At 60.8% G+C, this 25,412-nt stretch carries 21 protein-coding genes and 1 pseudogene; 7 read left to right on the top strand and 15 right to left on the bottom strand.

The annotated features are described in order from the left end of the window. Positions 1-47: 47 nt before the first annotated feature. From OH720_RS12660 to OH720_RS12635, 6 genes are all read right to left on the bottom strand, one after another. Complete coding sequence (locus tag OH720_RS12660) at positions 48-2,045, bottom strand: peptidase U32 family protein (protein ID WP_008063725.1); 1,998 nt, start codon at positions 2,043-2,045, stop codon at positions 48-50. A gap of 465 nt (positions 2,046-2,510) precedes the next feature. Further along, positions 2,511-3,569: an IS110 family transposase gene (locus OH720_RS12655; protein ID WP_272606438.1), complete on the bottom strand. Its 1,059-nt coding sequence runs from the start codon at positions 3,567-3,569 to the stop codon at positions 2,511-2,513. 903 nt (positions 3,570-4,472) lie between these two features. After that, the gene (locus tag OH720_RS12650; protein ID WP_046816407.1) at positions 4,473-4,853 is read right to left on the bottom strand and encodes a RidA family protein; all 381 of its coding nucleotides are present in this window, start codon (positions 4,851-4,853) and stop codon (positions 4,473-4,475) included. Between the two features lie 98 nt (positions 4,854-4,951). Continuing rightward, a complete protein-coding gene (locus OH720_RS12645) occupies positions 4,952-7,762 on the bottom strand; it encodes an amino acid adenylation domain-containing protein (RefSeq protein WP_272605881.1) in 2,811 nt (936 codons plus the stop codon). Between the two features lie 87 nt (positions 7,763-7,849). Further along, a complete protein-coding gene (locus OH720_RS12640) occupies positions 7,850-8,722 on the bottom strand; it encodes a mechanosensitive ion channel family protein (RefSeq protein WP_008063659.1) in 873 nt (290 codons plus the stop codon). Between the two features lie 95 nt (positions 8,723-8,817). Then, a complete protein-coding gene (locus OH720_RS12635) occupies positions 8,818-9,630 on the bottom strand; it encodes an AraC family transcriptional regulator (RefSeq protein WP_272605880.1) in 813 nt (270 codons plus the stop codon). Positions 9,631-9,762: 132 nt separating this feature from the next. Here OH720_RS12635 and OH720_RS12630 point away from each other — a divergent pair, with 132 nt between their 5' ends. Beyond that, on the top strand, positions 9,763-10,281 hold the full coding sequence (locus OH720_RS12630) for a carboxymuconolactone decarboxylase family protein (protein WP_272605879.1): 519 nt from the start codon (positions 9,763-9,765) through the stop codon (positions 10,279-10,281). Between the two features lie 27 nt (positions 10,282-10,308). Continuing rightward, positions 10,309-10,560, top strand: coding sequence for a glutaredoxin 3 (gene grxC, locus OH720_RS12625; protein WP_272605878.1), 252 nt, complete (start codon positions 10,309-10,311; stop codon positions 10,558-10,560). A 17-nt stretch (positions 10,561-10,577) separates the two neighbouring features. Here the strand turns inward: grxC and OH720_RS12620 are convergent, their stop codons facing one another. Further along, entirely contained in the window at positions 10,578-11,666 is a 1,089-nt protein-coding gene (locus tag OH720_RS12620; protein ID WP_272605877.1) for a polyamine ABC transporter substrate-binding protein, read from the bottom strand. 52 nt (positions 11,667-11,718) lie between these two features. After that, positions 11,719-13,020 (bottom strand): NAD(P)/FAD-dependent oxidoreductase, encoded by a 1,302-nt coding sequence (locus OH720_RS12615; RefSeq protein WP_272605876.1) that lies wholly within the window; start codon positions 13,018-13,020, stop codon positions 11,719-11,721. Between the two features lie 157 nt (positions 13,021-13,177). On the opposite strand from OH720_RS12615, the gene OH720_RS12610 reads away from it, so the two are divergent. Further along, complete coding sequence (locus OH720_RS12610; RefSeq protein WP_272605875.1) at positions 13,178-14,062, top strand: LysR substrate-binding domain-containing protein; 885 nt, start codon at positions 13,178-13,180, stop codon at positions 14,060-14,062. A gap of 29 nt (positions 14,063-14,091) precedes the next feature. Here the strand turns inward: OH720_RS12610 and OH720_RS12605 are convergent, their stop codons facing one another. The 5 genes and pseudogenes from OH720_RS12605 to OH720_RS12585 form a co-directional block, all read right to left on the bottom strand. Further along, positions 14,092-15,132, bottom strand: a complete 1,041-nt coding sequence (locus OH720_RS12605) for a hypothetical protein (RefSeq protein WP_272605874.1) — start codon at positions 15,130-15,132, stop codon at positions 14,092-14,094. Between the two features lie 28 nt (positions 15,133-15,160). Continuing rightward, positions 15,161-15,292, bottom strand: a pseudogene (locus tag OH720_RS12600) (IS5/IS1182 family transposase); the annotation flags it as partial. A gap of 135 nt (positions 15,293-15,427) precedes the next feature. After that, positions 15,428-16,936 (bottom strand): tripartite tricarboxylate transporter permease, encoded by a 1,509-nt coding sequence (locus OH720_RS12595; protein ID WP_180206270.1) that lies wholly within the window; start codon positions 16,934-16,936, stop codon positions 15,428-15,430. 18 nt (positions 16,937-16,954) lie between these two features. Beyond that, positions 16,955-17,440 carry a tripartite tricarboxylate transporter TctB family protein gene (locus OH720_RS12590; protein WP_272605873.1) on the bottom strand — a complete coding sequence of 162 codons (486 nt, stop codon included), beginning with the start codon at positions 17,438-17,440 and terminating at the stop codon, positions 16,955-16,957. A 1-nt stretch (position 17,441) separates the two neighbouring features. Next, complete coding sequence (locus OH720_RS12585) at positions 17,442-18,407, bottom strand: Bug family tripartite tricarboxylate transporter substrate binding protein (RefSeq protein ID WP_272605872.1); 966 nt, start codon at positions 18,405-18,407, stop codon at positions 17,442-17,444. Positions 18,408-18,610: 203 nt separating this feature from the next. Between OH720_RS12585 and OH720_RS12580 the strand changes: the two genes are divergently transcribed. The 3 genes from OH720_RS12580 to OH720_RS12570 all read left to right on the top strand — a co-directional run bounded on the left by OH720_RS12580 (position 18,611) and on the right by OH720_RS12570 (position 21,944). Beyond that, positions 18,611-18,961 (top strand): DUF6152 family protein, encoded by a 351-nt coding sequence (locus OH720_RS12580; protein ID WP_272605871.1) that lies wholly within the window; start codon positions 18,611-18,613, stop codon positions 18,959-18,961. Beyond that, the gene (locus OH720_RS12575; protein ID WP_272605870.1) at positions 18,961-19,449 is read left to right on the top strand and encodes a DUF6644 family protein; all 489 of its coding nucleotides are present in this window, start codon (positions 18,961-18,963) and stop codon (positions 19,447-19,449) included. The genes OH720_RS12580 and OH720_RS12575 overlap by 1 nt, the downstream gene beginning before the upstream one ends. A gap of 110 nt (positions 19,450-19,559) precedes the next feature. Next, positions 19,560-21,944: a DUF3772 domain-containing protein gene (locus OH720_RS12570; protein WP_272605869.1), complete on the top strand. Its 2,385-nt coding sequence runs from the start codon at positions 19,560-19,562 to the stop codon at positions 21,942-21,944. Between the two features lie 452 nt (positions 21,945-22,396). Here OH720_RS12570 and OH720_RS12565 read toward each other — a convergent pair whose 3' ends face one another. Both OH720_RS12565 and OH720_RS12560 read right to left on the bottom strand, forming a co-directional pair. Next, positions 22,397-23,887 (bottom strand): aldehyde dehydrogenase family protein, encoded by a 1,491-nt coding sequence (locus tag OH720_RS12565; RefSeq protein ID WP_272605868.1) that lies wholly within the window; start codon positions 23,885-23,887, stop codon positions 22,397-22,399. Between the two features lie 50 nt (positions 23,888-23,937). Continuing rightward, positions 23,938-24,327: a c-type cytochrome gene (locus tag OH720_RS12560; protein WP_272605867.1), complete on the bottom strand. Its 390-nt coding sequence runs from the start codon at positions 24,325-24,327 to the stop codon at positions 23,938-23,940. A gap of 258 nt (positions 24,328-24,585) precedes the next feature. Here OH720_RS12560 and OH720_RS12555 point away from each other — a divergent pair, with 258 nt between their 5' ends. Beyond that, positions 24,586-25,302, top strand: a complete 717-nt coding sequence (locus OH720_RS12555; protein ID WP_272605866.1) for a glycosyltransferase family 25 protein — start codon at positions 24,586-24,588, stop codon at positions 25,300-25,302. Positions 25,303-25,412: the final 110 nt, after the last annotated feature.

Here is a 25,412-nt window from a genome sequence, read left to right as displayed (position 1 = left end):
GGGTGAGTTGACGAGCGCGCAGCCTCGGCTGCGCGCTCGAAGGTCACTCAATGGGGCGCGCGATGGATGGTCTTGAGCAGGTCTTCGGGGCTGATGTGCCCGACGACCTGCTGCACGCTGCCCGGTTGCGGCAAATCGAGGATATGCCCCTTCATCTTGCCGATCACGTGCATCTCGCACGGCTTGCAGTCGAATTTCAACGTCAGCACTTCGTCGCCGTGGATCAACTGCATCGGCGCGACCTTGGTGCGCACGCCCGTCACGCCCTTGGCCTGCTTGGGGCACAGGTTGAAAGAGAACCGCAGGCAGTGCTTGGTGATCATCACCGGGACTTCGCCGGTCTCTTCATGGGCCTCGTAGGCCGCATCGATCAGCTTGACCCCGTGACGGTGATAGAAGTCGCGGGCCTTCTGGTTGTAGACGTTGGCCAGGAACGACAGGTGCGACTCCGGGTACACCGGCGGCGGACTGGTCTCGGCCTTGCGGCCACCCCGCGGATGGGCCTGGATACGGGCGACGGTCAACGCTTCGATCACTTCGCGGCGCAAGGCCTTGAGCTGCGAGTTGGGAATGAAGAACGCCTGGGGTGCATCTAGCTTGATGTCGGTGGCGTGGTATTCGGTGGTGCCCAACTGACCCAGCAGGTCATGCAGTTGCTCCAGGGCCTGCTGCGGCTTGTTGGCCACGCCAAACGGACCGTCCAGGGCGACGCTGGCGCTGATGCCCTCTTCGCTGGTGGCGGTCAGTTCCAGACGCTCCTCACGAAGGCGCGCGACCCAGGACAGACCGATCCGGCGCTCGGCGGAGGTCTTTTGCAGTGCCTGGGCCCAGTTGTGATCCAGGTTGCGGCTCAACGGGTGATTCGGGCGCAACTGGTGCAGGCCCTTGGGCATCTCGTTCGGCTCGACGCGGTAGCGATAGCGTTTCTCGCCGTCTTCTTCGAACTCGCCTTTGGGTTCGGCGATGTTGGTCCGCCAGCCCACTACTTCACGCTTGACCAGTACGTTGAGGCCGTCACCGTTGGACAGTGGCTCGTGGGTGACCACCAGCAGATCGCGCTTGCCGACTTTTTCCACCACGCCCACCGGCAGGCCGGTGAAGGTCGGCGAGTCGAAGGCGCCGATGTCGATCTTGCGTTCGCTGACGAAGTAGTCGGTGCTGCCACGGTGGAAGGTCTTGTCCGGATCGGGCAGGAAGAAATGCGCGGTACGGCCGCTGGAGGCGCGGGCCAGGTCCGGGCGGTCTTCGAGCACAGCGTCCAGGCGCTGGCGGTAGTAGGCGGTGATGTTCTTCACGTAGCCCATGTCCTTGTAGCGCCCCTCGATCTTGAACGAGCGCACGCCGGCTTCCACCAGGGCGCGGATGTTGGCGCTCTGGTTGTTGTCCTTCATGGACAGCAGGTGCTTCTCGTAGGCGATCACCCCGCCCTTCTCGTCCTTGAGGGTGTACGGCAGGCGGCAGGCCTGGGAGCAGTCGCCGCGGTTGGCGCTGCGGCCGGTCTGCGCATGGGAAATATTGCACTGGCCGGAGAACGCCACGCACAACGCGCCGTGGATGAAGAACTCGATCGCCGCCTCGGTTTCGTCGGCAATGGCGCGAATTTCCTGCAGGTTCAGCTCGCGGGCCAGTACCAGTTGCGAAAAACCGGCCTGGTCGAGGAACTTCGCCCGCTCCAGGGTGCGGATGTCGGTCTGGGTGCTGGCGTGCAGCTCGATCGGCGGGATGTCCAGCTCCATCACACCCAGGTCCTGGACGATCAGCGCGTCGACACCGGCATCGTACAGTTGATGGATCAGCTGGCGAGCCGGCTCCAGTTCATTGTCGTGCAGGATCGTATTGATCGTGGTGAACACCCGGGCATGGTAGCGATGGGCGAACTCCACCAGCGCGGCGATATCGCTCACCTCGTTGCAGGCGTTGTGGCGGGCGCCGAAACTCGGGCCACCGAGGTACACGGCATCGGCGCCATGCAGGATGGCCTCGCGGGCGATAGCCACGTCACGGGCGGGGCTGAGCAATTCCAGGTGATGTTTGGGCAGGGACATAATATTTTTTAGTCAGGCTGTCACGGTCGAGGCGCGCATTGTAGCGGTGAAATGAGCGGGGGGCATCCGTGTACTGCCAGGTGGCTCTCGGATGTATCCGATCTACTGTGGGAGCTGGCTTGCCAGCGAAGGCGGCCTGACAGCCGAACAATCTCTTTCAGGTGTACATATCCATTCCTGCGGTAACGGCCACCTATGGTTTCGCTCTTATGTATGGACTCGCCCCCACTGGCCACCTGTTTTTCAAACACTGCTACCCGGTTGCATCTATGTATAAGGCCTGTTCGAGGAAGCCCTGTCTGCGGCTTCTGGCCGACATTGGTTGAGCTCGCGGTATGCCGATTACATGCAGGCCTCGAAGGCCGGTAAGAGCGCAGGCATCGATCCGCGACGGTCTGACCTGGGGTCAATGTTTTCTAGCAGGGGCTGAAGCGCCGTGGCGCCCCGGTGGCAGAACGCTTTTGTTCAGTGACTTGGCGCAGCTGGCCGGCCATGGGCCGGTTGGCTGCGGTAAGTCTGCTCATTTTGTAGCAGCACCCAAACGATTCGCAGGTTGCGGTTCGCCAAGCGTATCGCCGCTTCCTTGCGCCCCAGCCGGGCCTGCCACCGTTGCAAGCGACGATCGTCGGGCAGCTCCGAATCCGCGCGCAAATGCCTCAATACCGCGTGAGCACCTTGAACCATCAGGCTGCGCACATAGCTGTCGCCGCGTTTGCTTATCCGGCCCAGGCGAATTTTCTGCCCACTGCTTTTCTGCTCAGGCACCATGCCGAAGTAGGCGGCGAACTGGCGTGCATTGGCGAAGCGCTCAGGGTCGGTCTGCTTGGCCAAAAGCGCAGTGGCGATGATCGGGCCGATCCCGCGCACGGTCATCAGCCGTCGGGCCGTTTTGTCCTCGTTCGCGGCCTTCTCCAGGCGACCGGTCAGGACGTTGACCCGTTCGCCCAGTTGGCGCCACTCACCCAGCAGCTCGTCGATCAGTTCACGCAACATCTCCGGCAACGGTTGAGTGGCATCTTCCAGCACCCGAGGCAGGGTCTGGTTGATCGCCGCATCACCCTGTGCCAGGACAACGCCATGCTCCATCAGCAAACCGCGCATCTGGTTACTCATGGCTGTGCGCCGACGGACATAACCCTGGCGGGCCCGGTGCAAGGCCTGCATGGCCAGTGCGGTGGCGCTTTTGATGGGGACCGCGGCAATTTTGCTGTCGCGCCCGGCACGCAATATGGCCAGTGCATCATTTCGATCATTTTTGGCGCCGCTGCGGTGCTGGGCCACAAGCTGTGCCGGAAGAATCCGCGCCAGATTGCCCTGAGCCTGTAGTTGGCGCGCCCATGCTTGAGCGCCTGGACCTGTTTCCACGAGCACTACTATCCTTGGCGGCAGTTGGCGCAGAAAGGCATGAAAGGCTTCACGCGACTTGATGCGTTCTTCGTAAAGCACTTGGCCAAGAGCGTCTTCGCCTGCCACCTGAAAGACCTGCTTGGCCAAATCGACCGCCACTGTCGTGCAGGCCGACAGATCGCTGGAAGACAAAGACTGTTTAACCGTCGTATGCTTTTTCATGGATTCGCCCTCGCTGTCGGTGGCTTCTTAGACTGCCCCCGTGGCGCATTGACGCCTCGGCGCGGGCGAGTCCATCCAATTACAGCGAGTCACTTGGAAAAGCCCCAAGTAACCAAGGGCTCTTGCCCCTGGCGTTCGGTGCCTCGCTAAGGCTCGGCATGCCCTCGCTCCGGTCCTGCTCCGTGGGTCGCCGCGATGGGCCATCCTTGGCCCAGCGCGGCTAAACCGGCATCCATGCCGGTTTACCCACTGCGCAGAACCGGAACGAAGCCTCTCGATGGGGCAAGAAAATCAAAAGCCAGATCAAGATCAAACGCCAAAGCGAGGCGGCCTGACAGCCGACCTGATTTTTGCGGGTGTACCCGCCCCCCTGTAGGAGCCAGGCTTGCCGGCGAAGAACGATAACTCGGTGGAACAGTCACACCGCAGCGCCTGGTTCGCCGGCAAGCCTGGCTCCTACAAGGGATTGGGGGTAAATGCAAAAATCAGGTCGGCTGTCAGGCCGCCTCGCTTTTGTTTTTGATCTGGGTGCCCCGTTAACCACGATGGCCGAACGCAGGCATTGCGCAGTGGGTAAACCGGCAGGACGCCGGTTTAGCCGCGCTGGGCCAGGGATGGCCCATCGCGGCGACCCACGGAGCAATGCCGGAGTGAGGGCATGCCGAGCCTAGGCGAGGCACCGAGTGGTGGGGCAAAGCCTTTTGCTTACTTTTCGGCGTTTGGAAAAGTGAGTCGCCGTAAGGGCGAAACCATAGGTGGCCGTTACCGCAGCAATGGATATGTACCCAATTAAACCGCGTTATCGTTCTTCGCCGGCAAGCCTGGCTCCTACAAAGGCAAACGCAAAAGATATTGCTATCAGGCCTTGGCAGCCATCGCAGTAACTTCCACACGCATACCCTCGACCGCCAGCGACGCCACACCCACAGCCGCGCGCACGGGCCACGGCTTGGCGAAGAAACGCTTATAGACCTCGTTGAAAGCGGCACGGTCAGCCATGTCGGTGAGGTAGATGGTCAAGTGCAATACGCGGTCCATGGAGCTGCCGGCGCGTTCCAGCGCCACTTTCAGCGCCTGCAGGGTGCACTCGCTTTGCAGGGTGATATCGCCCAGTTCAAGGCTGCCATCGGCACGGGTCGGGATCTGGGTGGAGACCAGCATGCCGCCGAAACCGGCGACGTCGGAGGAGATGGAGTCCGCATCGGGATCGGGAACGAAGGTCAGGTCTTGGTTTGCCATGGGGGTCTCTTGCTTGAGGTGGTAAGGCGGCGTCGCCCGCATGTCAGCCGAGGCCGTCATGCGTGCGACGCCTGTTGCCCCACCAGTTTACGGAACCGTCACGCCACCCGCTCGATTTTATCCGCGCGACGCTTCTTGGCATCAAAGTTCCCGCGCACCAATACCCAGCGCACGACCTTGTTCCAGGCATAGGCCACCACGACGCCACCGACCACGGCGAAAACCACCCCGAGCAGCGGATGATCACCGATGCGCCGGGCCACCGAATGGAACTGGAAGTGCGTCAGGTAGATATACAGCGTCGAGGAGGCAATCAATGCCATGCCCCGCGCCAGCAGGCCGGGGACGGGAATCGACCGGACCCAAATCACCAGCAGAGTGGCAGGCACGGCGACATCGATGTGGTTCCAGATGTCGGCGGCGAGCGGTCCGAATCCCAGCATCGCCTGCATGTCCTGCCAACCCACCACCAGGAGGGCAACGAGCGTGACGATCCACTTCTGGGTAGTAGAGCTGGCACTGTGAATGGCCATGCCGAGCACCATGATCGCCAGGTAATGCTGTGGCACCCGATTGAACAGCGCGCTCGCATCGAACACATAGTGACTGATCAGCACATCAACCAGCGCCAACACGCATGCCGCAATGACAAAACAACGAAACGGGTCTGCGCTGATGATGTTCCTGACGCGCTCGAACGACAGTACGAACCCGATGATCAACAGCATCTGCACCAGCACTTCTATGTACCAGTAGACGAAGTTGCCGATCTGGTTGGGCGAATACCAATTGGAAATCAGCAACAATGATTGCCAATGCACCGTGTCGAACACCACCTGCACCAACACCGTGTACAGGACCGTGGGTACCGCGATAGTGGCTACGGACTTGACCAGCGTGCGCACGCTACCGGACTCATTGATGGCCTTTAATTGAAACCTTGCCAGGCTGAACCCGGAAACCAGGAACAGGGCCATTGTTTCGCCGAACATCGGCCAATGTGCAGTCACCTGAAAATGCCCCATCACAATCAACACGATGGAAACCACGCGTATAAACACCGGCACTTCCATTGCCCTGATCGAAAACCTCGAAGCCTTGGTGTCGCTGGCCAGTTCACACAACTCGAGTACCGGGATCATTTCCCATTGATCGGGCAGATGACCGATCAGCTCTTCCAGCACCATCGAAGCCTGGACGAACGAGAGTGAATCCCCGCCCAGCTCCACGAACGTCAACGCTGGATCGATGCGCGGCACTTCCAGGATTTCGGCCCAGGCCTGCGTCAACTTGAGCGCCAGCGGCGACAGGTCCAGGCTGGCAGTAACCGGTGCCGCCTGCTTGTCGACAAGCGCCTGCAACGCCCGCTTGTCGATTTTGCCGTTCGGCGTCAGAGGAATCGCCTCCACGAAAACAAACAACGCCGGCACCATGTAGTCGGGCAACTGCTGCCCCACCTGCTCCCGCAGTTCCACCGCTGAAACAGGCTTGGCCGACACGCAACAAGCCACCAGTTTCACGTTCGATCGGTCGTTGTTGGCCAGCACCACGCACTGTTTGATCCGCGGATGCCTTGAGATCGAGGCTTCGATTTCAGCCAGCTCGATGCGATGGCCGCGAATCTTCACCTGGCTATCGCCACGCCCGAGGAACATGACACTGCCGTCGGCAAGATAAGTGCCCAGGTCGCCGGTCCGGTAGCAGATATCACCCTCGGCACCAGTGAAGGGATTGACCACGAACTTTTCCCGGGTCATTGCCGTGTCACCGTAGTAACCCAGGGACAGAAACGGACTGCGGATCAGGATTTCCCCGACCTCCCCTTCGCCGACCAGCTGATTGGCCTCATTGACCAGCAACAGTTGCGCGCCCTCGATCCCCTTGCCCAGCGGGATCTTGGCATTGTCGAGGGCGGGATCGACTTGATGGTAAGCCATCGCCTGCGGCGTTTCGGTGGTGCCGTAAAAGTTGACGCTGATGGCGTTGGGGGCGATGGCGCGGATTTGCTGGTAAAGGGTGCTGCTCAAGGCGTCCCCACCCCAGAACAGATAACGCAGCTCATCGAACTGCAATCCACTGATCTTCGCCCCGGTTTCAATGAGTTTGCCCAAGGGCGGCGTGAGGTGAATGATCGAGATCCCGTGCTGCTGTATCCACCTCGCCAGGGCGGCAGGATCGATCACGGTCGACTGGGCCGGGATGATGACTTTCGCGCCGATGGAGAGCGGCGTGAACACGTCCCTGTAGACCGGGTCGTGGCCCAGCCCCGACAGCAGGGAAAAACAACTGTCCCGGGTCAACGAGTGACGTTGGCTATGCCATTCGATGAAGTGAACCAGAGGCGCGTGATGGGTGACAATCCCCTTCGGCTCGCCGGTACTGCCCGAGGTAAAGGTGATATAGGCCGGGTGTGCGGGGTTGACCTCGGGCAAGGCCCTTGGCTCGACGGCGAACGCCTGCAGCGCGTCGCCGGGCATCTCCGGTACCTTGACCACGCGTACGGCGGACGCACGCTGCGAATCGGGCTCGAAGTCGGCTTCGCCGCATACCAGGACAAAGCTCGGCTCGAGCGCTTCGATGATCTGTTCGATGCGCGCACGGGGATAGGCCATGTCAGCCACGGTGAACGTCAAGCCGGCGCGCGAGGCGCCGAGCATGGCGTAGACCAGGCCGGCACAGCGACTGGAGACGATCACCACCCGGTCGGATGCCCTCGCGCCATGCTCCAGCAGAAAGCTGGCAAGGCGCTGGCTGATCGCGTCAAGTTCACCGTAGCTGCACGTGGCGTCTTGGGAAACCACGGCCACGGCATCGGGGGTATGTTCAGCGTGCTGCAGGAAGTCCGTGAATATCGGACGTTCGACACAATACGTCAGATCCAGCGTCGGGTTTGGGCGCGCATCCTGCATGTTATTGGTTGACTCCCCATGGCCTTTAAGACACGACGGCAGGCTCTTGGCGGCCTGTCTCAAAAGACCGCCATGAGCCCGGCTCCTTCACTGTTTTGTCAACGCCTCTGGTAACGCGGCGCCTTGCTGGAAGATCACTGTCTGCGCTGGCATCGGAGCCGGGAAGCCCGCTTCGCCGAGGGCGTCCTTGATGGTGCGGTTGGTATCGAAATACACCTGCCAGTAATGCTCGTTGTGGCAATAAGGCCGCACCGCCAGCACCGGGCCGACCAGGTTGAACTCGAGAATCTCCACATCCACGGCAGGCTCGGCCAGCACATTGGGAATGGCCGCGATGCGCTCCTTGAGCAAGGCCGCCGCGGCTTTCCAGTCGGCCGCGCCAGACAGTTGCGCCTTGAGTTCGACGCGGCGAAACGGATTGTGGGTGAAGTTCTGGATGTTGTCGCTGAAGATCTTGTTGTTGCCAACCAAGGTCAGCACGTTGTCCGGGGTGTTGATCGCCGTCGCGAACAGGCCGATTTCGGTGACGGTACCGACCACCCCGCCCGCACTGATGAAGTCGCCGACCTTGAATGGACGCAAGACAATGATGAAGGCACCGGCCGCCAGGTTGGCCAGCAGCCCGGACCAGGCCATGCCGATTGCCAGGCCGACCGCGGCCAGCAGCGCCGCGAACGTGGTGGTCTGCATTCCGAGGTAACCGAGGATGCCGATCACCAGGATGATGTTCAGCGTCACGGTGATCGCCGAACCCACATAGCGCAGCACCGTCGGGTCGACCTTTTGCTTGCTCAACGCCTTCTGCACCATGCCGACGGCAAATCCGATCAGCCAGCGTCCGACGATCCAGAAGGCAATGGCGGTCAACAGCTTGACCGCGAACGCAGCGCCATAGGCCTGTACCACGGCAATCAGGGCGTTGAACTTCTGGGTGGTGACGTTAACGATTGTCTCGTCCATGGCAGAGGCTCGCAAATGAGAGATTCACCCCAAGACGCTAGCACAGCTCCCGTGGCCCGCCAGTCCGCCGGCTAACATGCTCAGTTCGTGTGCATTTATCCTCGCCATTGCCGCGGACTGACCCCGGTCTTGCGGCGAAAAGCCCGGGCCAGTGCCGAAGGGCTTTCATAACCGACCTCTTCGGCGATCAAGGCTATGGGCTTGCCTTCACGCAGGCGTTTTTGCGCCAGGCTGATACGCCAGCTCACCAGATAATCCACCGGGGCCTGTCCGACTACCCGCTTGAAGTGCTCGGCGAAACTGGCCCGGGACATGTTGGCCGCCACCGACAGTTCGGCCACGCTCCAGGCCTTGCCGGGCGCCTCGTGCATGAGGTTCAAGGGGCGCGCCAGGCGAGGATCGGCCAGGCCGGCCAGCATGCCCGGCGATTGATTGCGACTGCTCAGAATGTGCCGCAACAACAGGATCACCACCAGCTCGAACAGCCGGTCCATCACCGCCTCGCGACCGCAGGTACCGTCGAAGGCTTCGTTGAACAACCATTGCAACGTGTTGGCCAGGGCCGGGATTTCATCCAGTTTCAGCACCAGGTAATCCGGCAGCGCCGTGGCGAGGGCGTTGCCCGCGCCGCCGTCGAAGTCCAGGGTCGCGCACACCAGTTGCGTATCGCTGTCCTGCGGGGCAAGCAGGCGGTGGCGATATGGCCGGGGGAAAAAGATCAGCGTCGGTTCGGTGATGTGCAGCTCACGGTCGTCCGCGAGCCTGAGGGACAACTCGCCCGCCTGGAGCAGATGCAAATGACCGCAGGCCTGGCTGCCATCGAACGCTGTCGTGCCGCAAAACGTGCCGCTGTGAAAGGTCCCGGCGTTGACGCCGAAATGCGCAAGCAAGGTAGACAGGCGATCCATGAAGGGCCTCCGGCAGCAGTTCTGGACGATCTGTCGCATATCGTCGACGATTTGCATCCAATAAACCAGCCCGAATCAATAGCATTCACTCCGTACCCAGCGCTTGTCGCGCATCAACCACGGAGAATCACCATGCCACGCATCAACCCAGTCAGCCTCGAACACGCCGCCGAGACCGCCCGCCCATTGCTCGACGGCGTACAGAAGAAAATCGGCTTCCTGCCCAACGTGTTCCGGGTCCTGGCCCACGCCCCCGCGGTACTGGCCGCCTACCTGCAGAACTCGGCGGCCTTGGGCAAGACATCCTTGAGCGCCACCCAGAAGGAAGCGATTTTCCTCGCCACCTCCCAGGTCAACGGCTGCGACTACTGCCTGGCGGCGCACACGTTGTTTGCCGGGAAGGCGGGGCTTTCCAGCGAGGAGATCCTCAGCGCACGCCAGGGCCAACTCGATGCGTATGCCTTGCTCGCCCGGCAAATCACCGAAAGTCGTGGCCACTTGGGCAGCGAGCAAATTGCCGCGGCCCGCGCCGCTGGAATCGATGACGCGAAAATCATCGAAGTGATCGCCCATGTCGCTGCGCAAACGCTGACCAACTACCTGAACAACGCCGCCCTGACCGAGATCGACTTTCCGGCGATCGACGCCTGACCCAGCCTGCTGCAGAGGATCGATTTAATGAAGACAGTAACCATGTACACCACCGACACCTGCCCTTACTGCCGCAGCGCCAAGGCGCTGCTGGCCGGCAAAGGCGTAACGCCCCGGGAGATCAACGTTCAGCACTCGCCCGGCAAGCTTGAGGAGATGCTCAGCCGCAGCGGCCGGCGCAGCGTGCCGCAGATTTTCATCGGCGACACGCACATCGGCGGCTTCGACGACCTGGCCAAACTGGATCGCCAGGGTGGCTTGGTGTCGATGCTGGCCTGATCCTGCGGGAACCGCTCCTACGTATTGGTTTTCAACTTGGTCCACAGGCGCGTGGTCAAGCGGGCGATGGACGCTGGCAAATCCTCTACCGTGAACAGCTTGTCCATCACCGCTTTGGGCGGGTAGATCGCCAGGTCCTGCTTCACCGCCGGCACCACATCGGCATCCGCTGCGCTGTTGGGATTGGCGTAGTGGATGCTGTTGCTGATGTTGGCAATCACCTGGGGTTGCAGCAGGTAGTTCATGTAGGTGTAGCCGTTCTTCTGGTGCGGTGCGCTCTTGGGCATGACCACCATGTCGAACCACAACGTGGAGCCCTCCTGCGGGATCGAATAGGCGATGTCGATGCCGTTTTTCGCTTCCCTGGCGCTGGCGGCCGCCTGCACGATGTCGCCGTTGAAGCCGATCACCGCGCAGACGTTGCCGTTGGCCAGGTCGCTGATGTACTTGGAGGCGTGGAAATACTGCACGTAAGGCCGAATCTTCAGCAGCGCCTGTTCGGCTTTCTTGTAATCGGCCGGCTCATGGCTGTGGGGTGGCAAGCCCAGGTAGTTGAGGGTGATCGGCAGCACTTGCGTCGGGTTGTCGATGATCGCCACGCCACATTCGCTGAGCTTCTTGATATTGGCCTCATCGAAAAACAGGCTCCAGGAACGGGTGACGTCGGTGTTGCCGAAGATCGCCTTGATCTTCTCGACGTTATAGCCGATGCCCGCGGTGCCCCACATGTAGGGATAACCGTACTGGTTGCCGGGGTCGTTGACCTCGAGCTTTTTCATCAGCACCGGATCAAGGTTGCTCCAGCCCGGCAACTGGCTCCTGTCGAGCTTCTGGATCGCCCCGGCCTTGATCAGGCGCGATAGGAAATGGTTCGACGGGCTGACCACGTCGTACCCGGTATTGCCCGTCATCAACTTCGATTCCAGCACTTCGTTGCTGTCATGGATGTCGTAGGTGGCCTTGATCCCGGTTTCCCGGGTGAACGTGGCCAGGGTGTCGTCGGCTATGTAGCCATTCCAGTTGGAGATGTTCACGGTTTCATCGGCGTGGGCGGCGGCGCAAAACGTAGAGAGCAGGGCCACCAGGGAAACGGTATTGACGCGCATGTTCGATCACCTTCGTGTTGAAGTGTTTTTGTCGTGAGTGAAAGGCGGTGTTCTAGATTTCGCTTCTGGCCCGGGCCGTCTCTACGCGCATACGCAGCATGGCACCGATATCCAGCAAGGGCTTGGGCGGCAGCCAGCCGGGCTGGGCGCGCTCGATGACCGATTGCAAAACCTTTGATTCGATTCCCGATGCCAGCTCCGCCAGCAGCCGCCCCCACAGCGTGCCGCGCGCTACGCCGGAGCCGTTGCACCCGGCCACGGCGAACACGCCCTCCTCGACCTTGGCAAAATACGGTTGCCCGGAGCGCGAAGCGCTGAGGTGGCCGGTCCAGGTGTATTGAATGTCCTGGGCGCCCAACAGCGGGAAACGCCGCTGCAGGCCCAGTACATGGTGTTGGCGCCGGGTCGCCAGTTCGCCGGGCGACAAGTCGTGGGCGCGGTATTCGGCGGTGTTGCGAATCATCACCCGGCGATCCGGGGTCAGGCGCACGGTGGCCCCCAGGGGTCGGGTCGACAACACGCCCCAGGGCTCGACGGCGCCAATAGCCTGGAATTCTTCGTCGCTCAGGGGCCGGGTGAGGCTGGCGCTGAGTTCCATGGCGAAGGTGCCGCTGTCACTGATCCCGGAACGGGGAATGAAGGCATTGAGGCACACCAGCACGTTGCTGGCCTCTATGCAGCCATGCACACCGCCGGCGCGGATGCGCCCATTGGCTAGGCGCTGCAGGCCGCTGATCTCGGTGTTTTCGAACAGTGTCACCTGCGGCGGCAGTGCATCGAGCAGCCCTTTGACGTATTTAGCCGGTTGCAGCAACGCATTGCCATTGCCGCACCAGATCGCCGCCTGGTAGTGCCGGGTTCCCAACTTTCGACTCAACGCCTCACCTTGCAGAAACTGCGCAGAGGCGCCCACCGCGCGCAATGTCTGCACCTTGGCCTCGACCTCGGTCAACTTGCGCGGATCGCTGACCGCGAAGAAATAGCCCGACTCGCGGAAATCGCAGTCGATGCCGTGCCGGGTTATGCGCTGGCGCACCTCGTCGCTGGCGGCACGGGCAATCGAGGTGTCGACCTGGAAGCCGGCGAAACCCGGGCGGCCTTGCAACTCGGCATGGGTGGGATTTTCGTGGGCGACCACAAACCCCGAATTGCGCGCCGATGCCCCTTGCGCGGCTCGCTGGCGATCAACCACCACAATGCGTGCCTTGGGATGCAATTCAGCCAATGAGTGAGCGGCACACAGCCCCGTAATGCCGGCGCCGATCACCAGCCAGTCGGCCTGCTGCGTGCCCTTGAGCGAATCGCGCAACGGGCTGTCCCCGGCTTGCGCAATCCAGCCACATACGTTTTCCATGCGTCACCTCGTTGACTGTCGTGGTGCAGTCCCTTTCACAACCACGCATGCAGCATTCGCATGAGTGCTTGGAGATGGTGACCGCCATGACTAGAATCTAAAGGGACAGCGCAACGACAACCAACGTTATTAAATCATCCAGGTATTCTGAAAACGCATGGATAACATTCGCCACGTTCCCTCGCTCCAGGGCCTGCAGGCCTTGGTCGAGGTGGCTGATTCGGGCAGCTTCACCCAGGCGGCGCAAACCCTGTGCCTGACCCAGAGCGCCGTGAGCCGCAAAATCCAGCAACTGGAGAGTCACTACGGCGCCGCGCTATTCCTCAGGACCAGCCGCAGCCTGCATCTGACAACAGAAGGCGAACAGGTGCTCGCCAGTGCGCGGCACATCCTTGAACACCTCAAGGCCCTCGAGGACCGGATCGCTCCGCAAAAGCGCCCGTTCCGCATCCGCATGCACGTGTCGCTGGCCGTGCGCTGGCTGCTGCCCAGGCTGAGTGACTTCTACCGGCATCACCCGCAGGTATCCCTGGCGATCGAGACCGTCGCCACGGAGGTGGTGGAGCCGGACAACGACAGCGACGCCTACATCCTCTACCTGCCCGAACCGTCCGGCGCAGCGGATTGCCTGACTTTGTTCGAGGAAGCGCTAGTGCCGGTGTGTGCGCCCGGGCTGTCGCTGGCGTCATTGGAGGATCTTGCAGGCTTTGCGCTCCTGCACCGCTCGAGCGACAAGAACGACTGGCGCTATTGGCTGGCCGCCAACGGTGGCAGGTCACTGGATGAGTTTCGCCACATTCCCTTCAATCTCGACGAACTGGCCCTCGATGCCGCCGCACGGGGTTTGGGCGTAGCCATGACCGACATCACCCTGGCGGGCGAGTCGATTGAGCGCGGCGTGCTGGTCATCCCGTTTGGCGAGCCGTTGAAGACTCGCGGAATTTATTCGCTGTGCCTACAGCCTTCGGCGGCTGCGCATCCTTCTTGTGCGCAGGTTATGCAGTGGTTTACCGGGCAGGTTGTAACACCCCACAACCTGTAGGCACGCATTTGAAAGTCAGCGACGCTTTGTCATACACCCGTTTCTGAAACATCAAGGGATTTCAAGAAATACCAAAGCCTGATTTTCCTCAAGACACGTAACGGGAACCAAATAACATTTTTCCTGGGCGCTTCACTGCTTACCCTGTGTGCCATCAGCTCTTTATGGACATGGGGTATTTCATTAATGAGGCGCTCCAACATTGCGGGCTCCGAGTCACCCGAAAGCGACCCGGAATAATGAATGATGCTTGAATTTTTCATGGACGGTGTCGCTGATGGGCCGACGATATGCCCAGGAAACACCATGTGATGCTCCACAAGGCTCAAGTGGCGCCAGCTGATATCATGTTTTACCAGCACGGGAGAAATAACAACCTGGTCGGCATACCATGCAGACCCTGAACTACTGGCCAGCTTACTTTTCAGTAACTTTTCGAATGCTGAAACATAGCTTTCAGCAAAACAACTGCTTCTACGCCAGACAAAGGCACCCGAGTTGAAGAATGCGCGCATTTTCACCACCGGACTATCCAGTGATATCCATGGAAGCTCATCGAAATTGGCACCTATTAACTTGCACAGCGATCGCCAGTAAGGCGTATTCTTTGCATCCCCTTCATGAATGGCAGGCGGAAGATATTCTGCACGGGCGGCAAAATCAACGCCTGATTCCAACAGCAGCCCCGATGGCTCCGACGCGATCAAAATGTCACTATCAAGCCAGGAAATCAGATCCGTTGTTGCATTACGTTGCGCCCAATATACCGCTGCCGGCTTGTTTGAATAGTTGAACCAAGGCGCCACATTATAGGCACTGTCATCGACGTAAGTTACATTCAACTCGCGCATTGCGCGCAACGTTGTTTGCGACAGGGGTGCACCCAGACGCGCCTTTACTGCAAACACCGTACAATTTGCCAACCGACCGCCAAACTTCCTGAGTGTCTTGATCATAAGGAGAGTTTGACTTTCAAGCCGCCCACTTTCAATACAACAAACAAACGATATCGATGGCGTTGAAACCTGCGAATCAAACACCTGCCGATCTGAATTTAAAGAATTGGACATTTGGCATAAATCCTTTTGACAGGGCAAACAGCATGGTTTCCAGCGGATACGGCTTGCGACCACCGCCAGCCTTTGGGCAATACGGCTCAGTCAACATCGGCAAGGAGTCGCGGCGCGTTTGCTTGCGCTTGCCGGCAAAGTCGAAATCGGAAAAGCTCATTTGGCACGCTTTCACCTCGAGGGCCCCGTCGGGCACCAGCCGATATTGAATTCACCATAGATTGCTTCCGGCGTTTTTCAAGACAGGTGTCGCCTGGCACAACTACGCCCTCCCCCCCAAAAAAAGCTGCAGCACTCAATCGTCTTCGTGCAACTTGATACCCCGGGCATGCAGCAGAGGCGGCACCACCAGCACCAGCAGCGTCAGGGCCATGAACACCGCCGAGATGGGCTGGGTCAAAAACACCGTCCAGTCGCCCTCACTGATGGACAGGGCATTGCGCAGCTGTTTCTCGGCCATCGGGCCGAGCAGCATGCCGACGATCACCGGCGCCACCGGGAAATCGAAGCGCCGCATCAGCACCCCAGCCCAACCGATGCCCAGCATCAGCAGCAGGTCGAAGGAAGAATGGCGCATGCCATAGACGCCGATGGTGGCGAACACCAGGATCCCGGCGTTGAGGTACGGCCGGGGGATCTGCAGCAGCTTGACCCACAAGCCCACCAACGGCAGGTTCAATACCAGCAGGATGACGTTGCCGATGTACAGCGAGGCCACCAGGGTCCAGACCAGGTCGGCGGAGGTTTCGAAGAGCATCGGCCCCGGTTGCAGGTTGTAGTTCTGGAACGCTGCCAACAGGATCGCCGCCGTGGCGGACGTCGGTATGCCCAGGGTCAGCAACGGCACCAAAGAGCCCGTGGCGCTCGCGTTGTTGGCCGCTTCCGGGCCGGCCACCCCTTCGATGGCTCCCTGGCCTTTGTTGGCCGAAAACTCTTTCGGGTACTTGCTGAGTTTACGTTCGGTGGAATAGGACAGAAAAGTCGGGATCTCCGCCCCGCCAGCCGGAATCGAACCGAACGGGAAACCGATCAACGTGCCGCGTAACCAGGCCGGCACCGAGCGCTTCCAGTCGGCGCGGGTCATCCACAATGACGTCAGGCGATGCCGGCCTTCCGCTTGCTCGGTTTGATAAAGCAGGCTGTACAAGGCTTCGCCGACCGCGAACAAACCGACCGCCACCAGCACCACCTCGATGCCATCGACCATTTCCGGCACGCCGAGGGTGTAGCGGGCAATGCCCGACGTCGAGTCGAGGCCGATCAGGCCGATGGTCAATCCGATCCCCAGTGAAGCAAAGCCACGCAGCATCGAGGCGCCGAGTACCGCCGACACCGTGGTGAAGGACAGCACCAGGATCGCAAAATACTCCGCCGGCCCGAAATTCAGCGCCAGCCTGGCCACCACCGGTGCGAACAACGTCAGCAGGATGGTCGCAATGGTGCCAGCAACGAAGGAGCCGATCGCCGCCGTGGCCAGCGCCGGCCCGGCCCGGCCATTGCGCGCCATGAGGTTACCTTCCAGGGCCGTGACCATGGAGGACGACTCACCGGGGGTATTGAGCAGGATCGAGGTGGTGGAGCCGCCGAACTGCGCGCCGTAGTAGATCCCGGCGAACATGATCAGGGCGCCCGTGGGATCGACCTTGGCGGTGATCGGCAACAGCAAGGCCACCGTCAGCGCCGGCCCGATCCCCGGCAACACGCCGATGGCGGTGCCGAGCAGGCAGCCGATGAAGCCCCACAGCAGATTGATCGGCGTCAGCGCCGCGGAAAACCCCATCGCCAGGCTGGCGAGAATGTCCATGCAGTCGATCTCCTTGGATCAGATCCAGGCGTTGACCAGCGGCGGCAGGGAAACCCCCAGCCCGGCATTGAACAACCAGTAGATCGGCAGGGTCAGGGCCATGCCGATGGCCAGGTCACGCAGCGGATGACGACTGCCAAAGCCCCGCGCCGAACAGGCAAACAGCAAGCCGGCCGCCAGCACGAAACCGATGAGATTGATGAGCACCGCCACACCGATCAAACCTGCGGTGACCCAGGCTGCGCCGGCCTTGCCACCCGCCACGGTGGGGGCTGGTTGGTCATCCAGTTCGCGAAAACCGCCGCTGACCGCCTGATAGCTCAACAACAGGCCCACCGCCCCCAGAAACCCCGCGACCAGGAAGGGATAGACATAGGCCGGCAGGATGACGAACCCCATCTCCGGCGGAAAGCGCCAGGCGCCCACCGCCAGCACGACGCTGAGGACAATCAGGCTAACGCCGATGGCCAATTGGGTCGGCACGACAGTGCGCGATCCGGTCATTTCAAAGCAACCCGACCTTGACCAGCATCGCGCGCAACCGCACGTGTTCTTCGTCGACGAACTTGCCGAAATCGTCACCGGTCAGCACGCTCTCCGTCCAGGCATTGATTTGCAGGTTGTCTTGCCAGACTTTGCTTTTGCTGGCGGCCAACACGGCGTCGGTCACTTCCTTGCGCTGCTCGGGCGTAAGGCCCGCCGCGCCATAGACACCCCGCCAGTTGCCGATGATCACGTCGTAGCCGCTTTCCTTGAGGGTCGGAGCATCGATCCCGGGCACGCGTTCGGGTGCGCCGATGGCGAGCACGCGGATCTGGCCATTCTTGATGTATTGACCCAGTTCGGCATATCCACCGGTCAGCACTTTGATTTGACCGCCCAAGGTCTGGGCGACGATTTCACCCCCACCGCCGGTGGCGATGTAATTGACCTTGTTGACCGGAACATCCAGCTTGCCGGCCAGTTCGGCGATGCCGATGTGATCGATCGAACCTTTGGAACCACCGCCCCAGGTAACGCTGGTGGGCTTGGCCTTGAAGTCCTTGACCAGGTCATCGAGGGTCTTGTAGGGCGAATCCTTGCGCACCGCGATCACGTTGTACTCGGTGAACAGCCGGGCGATCGGCGTCACGTCCTTCAAGCTGATCTGCGGTTTGTTCTGCTCGATGCCCGCGACCATGATCGCACCGACCACCAGCAGCGCATTCGGATCGCCCTTGGTGCTGTTGGCAAATTGCGCCAGCCCCAGCGTACCGCCCGCGCCGCCCTTGTTCTCAAAGGTGACGGCCTTGGCAGCGTTGGCCTCGATCAGGGCTTTGCCGAGCACCCGGGCCGTCTGGTCATAGCCGCCGCCTACGGAACCGGGGGCCATGAACTTGACGGTATCCAGCGCCAGCGCCGACGTCGTGAGTGTGGCGGCGACAAGGCCCACAACCAGGCGATGACTCAGGCTACGAAGCAAAGCGGACATGGTGTTTCTCCCTTTTACATTGTTTTTATGGGTGCCGACTGCGGGTAAGCGTAGAACATGGTTCCGTTGCAGGCCTGCCGAGCCTTGCGAGTCCTGCGTCACAGACTGAAACATTCTTTTGGTCGGGGTGTTCCGGCCGCCGAAATGCACCAACTATCCTGAAAAACATCGATCCGGAACCTCTGCAACAGGAGACCCCTGTGATGAACATCATGCTCAAGGGCTTTGGCGTGTCATTGCTGTTGGTGGCTACGGCGGCGTTCGCCCATCACGGCTGGAGCGAGTACGACTCCAGCAAACCCTTGCAACTGAGCGGCACCATCGAAGCGTCCGGTTACTCCCACCCCCACGGTTTCATAAACCTCAAGACGGCTGGCAAGACCTGGAACGTGGTGCTCGCACCGCCCTCGCGCATGGAGAACCGTGGGCTGTCCAGGGACATGCTGGCGGTCGGCACCCAAGCCAGCGTAGTCGGTTATCAGAACCGCAACAAACCCGATGAGTTACGCGCAGAACGCATCACGATCGGCGACAAAACCACCGAGTTGCGCTGATGGAAAGCAACCAGGGCTGGATGGACTGGCTGAGTGACTCGTCGCTCGGGTCAGCCATGCGCGGTGATCTGTGGCTGTACCCGTTGGTGGAAGTGGTGCACATCCTCGGCTTCGCGATACTGGTCGGTTCAGTGGTGATGTTCGATCTGCGGGTACTGGGCGTATCGCGCAATATTCAGGTGACGGCCCTCGCCCGCCATCTCCTGCCATGGTCCGTTGCGGCTTTGCTGTTGATCGTTCCGGCCGGGCTGATGATGTTTTCCGCTCACCCCCACGACTTCGCCTCCAATGACATATTCATCCTCAAGCTGTGCCTGATTGCCACGGCGGGTCTCAACGCCGTGTTGTTCCATGTTGGCGTGTACCGTTCCGTGACAGCGTGGGATACCGGCCACCCGGCACCGGGCGTGGCCAAGCTGCAGGCACTGTTTTCAATCGCGCTTTGGGTCAGCGTGATCCTCTGCGGCCGATTGCTGGCCTATACCTGAACGATCCGACGTCTACAGCACCGTTGCACATCCGTCCAAAAAAGCCTCGATAACGTGAGTCATGACCTAACCTCATAGGCTGAGTGACACACAACCAGTCGAGCACTCCGATGCGCCATGCCTTGAGCCTCGTGATTCTCATCGCTTTTCTATTCGGTCCGAACGTCGGGATGCTGTCGGCGGCGCCACCGCTCGACCCCCCTTCCGCACCAGCTACGCCTGCATCCGCCAGCGTTTCCGAAAGTGACCTGGACGCGCTGATGGGCCAACTCGGCAGTCTCAAACAGCAGGTGTCCCTGGCCACCAACTACAGTCAACTGGAAGGCCCGCAGGATCTGGTCCAGGCCCTTGTCCGCGAAGTTGACCGGCTCACGGCGCTGTTAATGCCCGAACAGGCACAGTTGCAGGCACAGCTGGGGGTACTGGGACCTACGCCCTTGGCCGATGCCGGGCCCGAGAAATCCGAAATTGCCAGCCAGAGGACAGCCCTCACCGAGCAAAAGAACCGTGTCGACTCCAGGCTGACGACCCTGGCAACCTTAAAGGCCAGCGCCACCGAACTGCTGACCCAGATTGCCGCCATCCGCCGCAACCTGCTGGAAACCGAAGTGACCCAGCAGACGCGCAGCGTGCTCAATCCGTGGTTCTGGACAACGTTGTTCAACCCGCCAGTGGATGACCGGCAAAAATTCAACGCGTTCATCGAACAGATCCGCACCACACTTGCCGCCACCTGGCGGCCGGGTGAACGCCTGGTGACCAGTTTGTTGCTCACCATGGCCCTGGTTTTCTGGATCTTCGGTCGTCGAGTCGCCGAGCGCGGGCTGACCTGGTTGTGCATTCACCGAATGCCCGAAGGTCGCCTGCGACGCAGCGCCCTGGCGCTGGCCTCGGTGGTGGCCACGATCCTGTCCGCCTGGATTGCCCTGCAATTACTGTTTTTTACCATCACCCGAGAGCTGCCCCTGACGCCGCAACTCATCGGGTTTTCCCAGGACTTCGAAAAGATCGTCTACACCTGCGTGCTGATCACCGGCCTGAGCCGAGCGCTGCTGTCCACTCAACACCCATCATGGCGCCTGCCAGCCCTTGCCGATCCGCTCGCCCTGGCGATCAAGCCCTACCCCACACGCCTGGCCTGGGCACTGCTGGTGCTGGTGTCACTGGCGCAGATCACCAATGTCACCGGCATGAGCCCGGGGCTGGTGATCTCCGTCCGCGGAATGGTCGCGTTGATCGTCTCGGCAATGATTGCCATGCTGCTGTTGCGGGTCAACAAAACCCGCCGGGACATGGTCTCGGCGGGCATCGCCCCCGAAGCTGGCCGGACCTTGGCCGGGGTGATTTATACGTTCGCCAGCATTGCGATCGTGGTTTCACTCCTGGCCTTGCTCACCGGCTACATATCGCTGTCACGCTTCATCACTTACGAACTGGTCTGGTTTTTCATCATATTCGCCGGCTTCTACTTGCTGACCCAGCTGTTCAGAGACGGCTGCGAACACCTGTTTTCCCCCCGCCACTCCACCGGCAAGACCCTCAAACAGTTGCTGGGCATCGGCGATACGCGGCTGGAACAGATTTCGGTCATCCTGTCCGGTGCCGGACGCGCCACGTTGCTGCTGATCGCGCTGATCACCCTGATGGTGGGCGGGATCGGCTCGACACTCGGACAACTGGCCACCAACATCCTCGCCATGCTCGGCGGCGACGGCCTGCGCAAACTCAACATCGTCCCGGCCAACCTGTTGCATGCTGTGCTCGCCGTGGTCATCGGCCTCTACCTGATCCGTTCGCTGCGACGCTGGCTGGACAACGAGTTCCTGCCGAAAACCGAAATGGACCCCGGCATGTGCGCCTCGCTGAGCACGCTGTTTTCCAACATCGGCTATGCCCTGGTGCTCCTGCTGACCCTGTCATCGCTGGGGGTGCAGTGGACCAACCTGGCCTGGATCGTCAGCGCCCTGTCGGTGGGCATCGGCTTCGGCCTGCAGGAAATCGTCAAGAACTTCGTCTCCGGCATCATCCTGTTGACCGAACGCCCGGTGAAAGTCGGCGACCTGATCAGCATCAGCGGGGTCGAAGGCGACATCCGCCGGATCAACGTGCGAGCCACCGAAATACAGCTGGCCGACCGCTCGATCGTGATCGTGCCCAACTCGCAATTGATCTCGCAGAACCTGCGCAACGTCACCCTCGGCGGCAGCGCCCAAGGGGTGGCGACCCTTGAACTGATGTTCCCGCTGGACATCGACCCCGAACAAGTACGCGGCCTGCTGTACGACACCTTCAGCGAGCACGAGACCATTCTGGAAAAGCCGGCGCCGGTGGTGCGCTTCAGCCAGCTCAAGCCCGAAGGCATTACCCTGACCGTCACCGGCTACGTCAACAGCCCGCGTATGGTTACCGCGATCAAGAGCGAGCTGCTGTTCGAGATTCTCAAGCGGCTGGGTGCTGCGGGGATAGAACTGGCGAAACCGCCGCCAGCAGCGTGACCACTGTAGGAGCGAGCATGCTCGCGATGGAATCCCAGGCAACGTGTTCATCCAGACAGGCCGCGTTATCGTTGACGTCCATCGCCAGCAGGCTGGCTCCCACAGGGAATCAGGTACAGCCGTAAAAGTCAGGTCGGCTGTCAGGCCGCCTCGCTTTGGCTTTTGATCTGGGTGCCCCGTTAACCACGATGGCCGAACGCAGGCATTGCGCAGTGGGGAAACCGGCAGGACGCCGGTTTAGCCGCGCTGGGCCAGGGATGGCCCATCGCGGCGACCCACGGAGCAATGCCGGAGTGAGGGCATGCCGAGCCTTAGCGAGGCACCGAGTGGTGGGGCAAAGCCTTTTGCTTACTTTTTGGCGTTTGAAAAAGTGAGTCGCCGTAAGGGCGAAACCCTAAGTAGCCGTTACCGCAGCAATGGATATGTACTCGGTAAAACCTCAACCAGGTTCATCAGTGAGCGATACACACCGACTTGAGCTCGGTATAGGCCTCAATCACCGCACGACCAAACTCACGCCCCATACCCGACTGCTTGACGCCACCAAACGGCATCGCCGGGTCAAGCAATACATGGGCGTTGACCCAAACCGTACCCGCTTCGATGCGCGGCACCAGGTTCATCGCCTTGCCCAGATCGTTGGTCCACAGGCTGGCAGCCAAACCGTAACGGTTGTCGTTGGCCAGCGCGATAACCGCGTCTTCATCGTCAAACGGCATCACACCCAGCACCGGGCCGAACACCTCTTCGCGCGCAATGGCCATGCTGTGGTCGATGTCGGCGAGGATGGTCGGCTGGACAAAGAAACCCTCGCCTTCCAGCAACTCGCCGCCAGCCACTACTCGTGCACCTTCCTGGCGGGCCAGCTCGATATGCTTGAGCACGCTCTGCTGCTGCTTGCGCGACACCAGCGGGTTGATCGCCGCCGCGCAGTTCATGCCCGCACCAATCGGCATCGCCGAGACCGCTGCGGCCAGGGCCTCGACGAATTTGTCGTGGATCGAGCGATGCACGTAGAAGCGCGAAGCCGCCGCGCACACCTGGCCATTGTTCAGCAGGCCGCCGAGGATCGCACCCTGCACGGCTTTTTCGATGTCGGCATCGGCGAGCACGATCATCGGGTTCTTACCGCCCAGCTCCAGGGAGAAGCGCGTCATGTTTTCCATACACGCCACACCGACGCTCTTGCCCACGGCGGTGGAGCCAGTGAACGACACTTTGCTCACCAGCGGGTGCGCAGTCAGCACGCCGCCGACCGAGGCACCGCCACCGGTCACCACGTTGAACACACCGGCCGGAATGCCCGCTTCGAGGGCCAGTTCGGCCAGGCGCATGGCGGTCAATGGGGTTTCCATCGCCGGCTTGATGATCACCGTGCAACCGGTGGCGAGCGCCGGCATCAGTTTCCAGGCGGCGATCAGCAGCGGGAAGTTCCACGGCACGATGCCGACCACGACGCCCACCGGCTCACGCTTGGTGAACGCCGTGAACTTGGCACCCGGCGGCAGCGGGATCGACACGTCGAAGGTCTGACCTTCGATCTTGGTTGCCCAGCCGGACATGTAGCGCATGAATTCCACGGTGGCGTTCAGGTCCAGCGCGCGGGCCATGTTGATCGACTTGCCCTGGCTCAGGGTTTCCAGCTGCGCCAGCTCTTCGGCATGCTCTTCCACCAGGCGGGTGAAGTTCAGCAGGATGCGCTCACGGTCCGCTGGGCGCAGGCCCGACCACACGCCGGACTTGAAAGCCTGGTGCGACGATTGCACGGCGCGCTCGACGATTTCCAGGGGCGCGTCGAGGGTTTCGCACAGGGTTTGCCCGGTGGCCGGGTTGACCACGGCAATGTGTTGGCCTTCGGCAAACACCCACTGGCCATCGATAAAGCAGCCGTGTTGGCGATCGAGGAATGCAGCAACCTGCGGCAGGATTTCAACGTTGCTCATAAATCACCTTTCATTAGATGGACGAGCCGGCGGGCCGGCGAAAGCGTCAATTAGTGTTGTTCTTTGAGGAAGCACACCACCGCCTGGCGATCATCTGCCGAGGCCATGCCCATGTAGGGCATGTAGGTGCCAGGCACATAGGCCTGGGGTTGCGTGATCAGTTGCGCGATGTTCTCGGCTTGCCAGTCGATGTTCTTGTTGCGCATGGCTTGCGAGTAGTTGAAGCCTTCCAGAGAGCCGGACTTGCGCCCCACCACACCTGCCAGGTTCGGCCCCATCATGCCCGTCGTGCCTTTGCTCACCGCATGGCAGACCCCGCACTCATTGGCGAACAGTTCGGCGCCACGTTGCTGCTGCGGTGCGCAGTCGGCAGCGACGGCGGCCTGCGCCAGAGTGACGGACAACACAGCAACCAGGGACAAACGCAGGGTGGTGAACATGGCAAACGACCTTGAAAATCCGCGCGTTCGCAATCAAGGCGAACGCCAACACTGAAAGTGCCGAGGCTTTGGTGCTTCGGCAGGTTGAGGGGGATTGTCGGTGGTCGGTGGCACGCAGGTTTTGCCCTGCGTGCCAGTTGTGTTGGCGGTTCTGCCAAACTGCTGCGCGGGCGCGGTCAGCGATAGCCAGGCTTGATCCAAAGTTCTGCCTATACTGCAATCCAGCCGCCCTGATCACCTGCGCTGAGGAACTGCTGGATGAATGTGACCGACTATTTTGATCGAACAAGAATCGTCAATATTGTGTCAAGAAAGGATCGCCGCGTAGAAACGGTACAAGAATTCGCGCGCAACGGTTTTCCCTTTGATCATGAAAAAGTCAGCTTTTTCCCGGCTGTAACGCCCAGTGAGGACAATGGCTTCCCGAGCCTCGGGGCCAGGGGCTGCTTCATGAGTCACCTGGGGATCCTGGAAGAAGCGATCCGCCTGAATGTCAAAAACATCCTGATCCTGGAGGATGACATACAGTTTTCCAGGCGCATTCCCGAATATGGCAAACAGGCCATCGAGTCCCTGGAAGGCATGGAGTGGGACATCGCCTACTTTGGCCATCCGTTCGAAGGCGACTCAAGCTCGCCCACCTGGAAAGCGGTCGACCAGCCCATACACCTGTCGCATTTCTATGCGGTAAACGGCAAATGCATTACCCGGTTGCGCGATTTCCTGCTGCAGATCCTGGAGCGCCCGCCAGGGCATCCTGACGGCGGGCCGATGCACTATGACGCCGCCCTCAATACGCTCATTCATTCGAACAAAGATGTTCAGGCCTACTATTTCACCTGGAACCTGGGCTATCAGAGACCCTCTCGCACTGACTTGCATGCGCTGTCCCTGTTCGACAGGACGCCTGTCCTGCGCGATGTCATGGGCATGCTCAGGAAGTTGAAAGCCATGAACCTGAGAAGAATTCGATAGTGTTCTGCTACCTCTCTTTCTAGTCAGAAAAACTCCCTTCTCAACCAGTGCACCCATGTGTGCACTGTCACCCTGCCATGCAATCTGGCAAGCACAACCAACTCTTTGGC

Source organism: Pseudomonas sp. WJP1 (assembly GCF_028471945.1).
Taxonomy (GTDB): Bacteria; Pseudomonadota; Gammaproteobacteria; order Pseudomonadales; family Pseudomonadaceae; genus Aquipseudomonas.
Note: the sequence above shows the minus strand (reverse complement) of the source record. Positions and strands in the feature narration are given on the sequence as shown.

Coding starts and splice junctions, on each gene's coding strand:
- OH720_RS12660 (WP_008063725.1), bottom strand. CDS start 2,045: ATGTCCCTGCCCAAACATCACCTGGAATTGCTCAGCCCCGCCCGTGAC.
- OH720_RS12650 (WP_046816407.1), bottom strand. CDS start 4,853: ATGGCAAACCAAGACCTGACCTTCGTTCCCGATCCCGATGCGGACTCC.
- OH720_RS12645 (WP_272605881.1), bottom strand. CDS start 7,762: ATGCAGGATGCGCGCCCAAACCCGACGCTGGATCTGACGTATTGTGTC.
- OH720_RS12640 (WP_008063659.1), bottom strand. CDS start 8,722: ATGGACGAGACAATCGTTAACGTCACCACCCAGAAGTTCAACGCCCTG.
- OH720_RS12635 (WP_272605880.1), bottom strand. CDS start 9,630: ATGGATCGCCTGTCTACCTTGCTTGCGCATTTCGGCGTCAACGCCGGG.
- OH720_RS12630 (WP_272605879.1), top strand. CDS start 9,763: ATGCCACGCATCAACCCAGTCAGCCTCGAACACGCCGCCGAGACCGCC.
- grxC (WP_272605878.1), top strand. CDS start 10,309: ATGAAGACAGTAACCATGTACACCACCGACACCTGCCCTTACTGCCGC.
- OH720_RS12620 (WP_272605877.1), bottom strand. CDS start 11,666: ATGCGCGTCAATACCGTTTCCCTGGTGGCCCTGCTCTCTACGTTTTGC.
- OH720_RS12615 (WP_272605876.1), bottom strand. CDS start 13,020: ATGGAAAACGTATGTGGCTGGATTGCGCAAGCCGGGGACAGCCCGTTG.
- OH720_RS12610 (WP_272605875.1), top strand. CDS start 13,178: ATGGATAACATTCGCCACGTTCCCTCGCTCCAGGGCCTGCAGGCCTTG.
- OH720_RS12605 (WP_272605874.1), bottom strand. CDS start 15,132: ATGTCCAATTCTTTAAATTCAGATCGGCAGGTGTTTGATTCGCAGGTT.
- OH720_RS12595 (WP_180206270.1), bottom strand. CDS start 16,936: ATGGACATTCTCGCCAGCCTGGCGATGGGGTTTTCCGCGGCGCTGACG.
- OH720_RS12590 (WP_272605873.1), bottom strand. CDS start 17,440: ATGACCGGATCGCGCACTGTCGTGCCGACCCAATTGGCCATCGGCGTT.
- OH720_RS12585 (WP_272605872.1), bottom strand. CDS start 18,407: ATGTCCGCTTTGCTTCGTAGCCTGAGTCATCGCCTGGTTGTGGGCCTT.
- OH720_RS12580 (WP_272605871.1), top strand. CDS start 18,611: ATGAACATCATGCTCAAGGGCTTTGGCGTGTCATTGCTGTTGGTGGCT.
- OH720_RS12575 (WP_272605870.1), top strand. CDS start 18,961: ATGGAAAGCAACCAGGGCTGGATGGACTGGCTGAGTGACTCGTCGCTC.
- OH720_RS12570 (WP_272605869.1), top strand. CDS start 19,560: ATGCGCCATGCCTTGAGCCTCGTGATTCTCATCGCTTTTCTATTCGGT.
- OH720_RS12565 (WP_272605868.1), bottom strand. CDS start 23,887: ATGAGCAACGTTGAAATCCTGCCGCAGGTTGCTGCATTCCTCGATCGC.
- OH720_RS12560 (WP_272605867.1), bottom strand. CDS start 24,327: ATGTTCACCACCCTGCGTTTGTCCCTGGTTGCTGTGTTGTCCGTCACT.
- OH720_RS12555 (WP_272605866.1), top strand. CDS start 24,586: ATGAATGTGACCGACTATTTTGATCGAACAAGAATCGTCAATATTGTG.